Genomic DNA, 2,369 nt, shown 5'->3' with positions numbered 1-2,369 from the left:
TATCAGGAAACGACAAAAAATATTCGACCTCCCATACAAAAGCACGATCGATCAATGTAGTTGATGCGATAGGTACTGGTGACAGACGGACTGACGGCGATGTCTCAGTAATAGGGTCCCGTTTTTACCCTTTGGGTACGGAACCTTAATAAACATAAAAAAAACATCCTTTGAGACTGCATTAACCTTATTTTGTCAGTGGGACTCATTAGTAGCGGGTTCAGTAGGTAGTATGCAATTTCACCAATTAGACCCACTGGGTCCAATCGTCATTGGGTCATATGAGTGAAACAACTAATGTGTTGTTGTTCGTTGTTGAAAATGAAAACGTTAAAGGGTAAACGGGTCGTGACTGTGATTTCCCGCGCGGGCCAATTTGGATAAATTCGGGGGCGACACCGACCTAGCCCAGATATTTTTTCATGTATAAACATGACAAATGGAAGCCGGCCTGGTAAATTATCCCATTCGTGACAGGACAGAACTGTGATATCAACGTTTTTCCGTTCTTTATTTGTCTACTCATTCGTGTTTTAAAACTCTTTATTACATTTTCAGATAGGACAAATCAAATATCTTCTGTTTGTGTATCAATTAACATCATTAAATTCCATGAGATTTCCATTGATGGGCACAATCCTCTGCAATCGTAGTGCGCAATATTGGAACTACACAAAAAAAAATTACTAAAGAACATCACTTCAGCTTATTTGAAGTATAATTGTATTTAAAAAAAATCTAAAGAACGAATGTCGTGTCGTGGCTTGACTTTACTTCGAGGGCTTCGTAATATTTGTATGAAATACCAAAATCATATAAAAAAACAAAGAACGAGTATTGTGGGTTATTTTCTTCACATAACACGTTTGAGTTTTATTTGTTCGAAAGTCTTTCAACCAGTTTATACCAACTTTCCTAATTTCCCGCCTTATCCTCGTCAAGTGCAAAACGAACGCCTGCGCAAATATTTGCCGGTTTCACCCCAAGTTGCTAAAATATTCATAACATGTATCCGCAATAGCCGATAATCCCAATCGCTACGATACAATGTGCTTTTTATAAATCGGCCACACACTTAGGACTGCATATAAAGTGAAATGATGTAAAAATCATGACTACGATTTAAATTTGAAACTTTTTGTTTTATCGCGGTTTCGCCAGGAATACGATTTTCTGACTATTATTAAAAAGCTCTTTCTTTGTGATGCCGTCCTAGAAAAGCATCACCCCAATACAACCAGTGGGTGTTGTAAAAACCGACTGAGTGATAATTTCATCCCGGGAATGGGCAGCAGTGTTTCCTGTATAAGCAATCCGCTTGCCAAGCGTCGTGAGTATGGCAATACCTCCCAATAGGGAGAGGCCTATATCTATATATATAAAATGTATTAAAAACCTCATGAAATCTTCTTCTTTCTTGTTGGATATCAAATATACGAACGTTCCTGAATGAACTAGTGTTTAAATAAATGTTGAAATGATGAATGTAACTTTCGCTTCGAGACGAGCATCAAAGATTGAAAATTTGGTAGTAGCAGTCGACGCGCCGGTAGTTGCTCAGTTGGTTTTCTACGGTCCTGGGTCAAAGGATACGGCCTCTGCTAACATTTTTTCGATTTCTTATTTTCATTTATGAAAGTAATATAGCACTGTGAGTGCAAAATAAAACCATAAAAATGGTTCCGTTGCTGTCTATGATTACTTAGACGGCAGTCGTAACACAACCATGTCAGAGGCCTACTAGTGGTAGTAAGCGGTTGAAAAACTCTGACACCAGGGTTCATCGGGTCCTTGGATGACTCGGTGTCCCACACGAAAAGTAAGAAAGACTGGGCTAGTAAGTGTACCGATTGCGAAGCCATTGGTGACATTACTTAGCTCAAGAAACTAAACTCATTAATTTAGAATTTCTAACAAATCAGCAGAGTAATATATTTCTTCGGGAAATATCAAATCCTATTTAAATTTTCTTATAGTTGTAGTTACCTACAACAAAAGTTTTTCGATTGTTGTTCAGTTCAACCTTGAAATGGTCTCAACACTCACCGTATAAATTAGTAACAAGTGTACTAGTTAGAATTTATTTCTTTCTACAAGAGGCGGAATTTTCATTACATAAGTCTGAAGAAAGAAAGAGATAATTACAGCGCATTCTCCAGGGAACGGACCGGTGGCTATCTAGACTATAAGAACATCCTGTCTTGTGTTAATCTGATGCCTTAATAACGTCCGGCAAAAGTAGAATGGAATTTTTGATGGATCGATCATAAATGTTTTAAAACACTTTAATATACTTGGGGAATTTAAGGAAGATAGAATAGGCATTTGGGTGAACAACAACGGAGTAGAAGAAAAAATAGCAGCTTTTG

General features: G+C 37.6%; 1 pseudogene. It reads left to right on the top strand.

The features are described 5' to 3' along the window. Positions 1-2,263 precede the first annotated feature (2,263 nt). Positions 2,264-2,369 (top strand): annotated as a pseudogene (locus tag ACJ5GX_RS06400) (lipoyl(octanoyl) transferase LipB); the annotation flags it as partial.

The organism is Wolbachia endosymbiont of Tuta absoluta, assembly GCF_059414725.1.
Note: the sequence above shows the minus strand (reverse complement) of the source record. Positions and strands in the feature narration are given on the sequence as shown.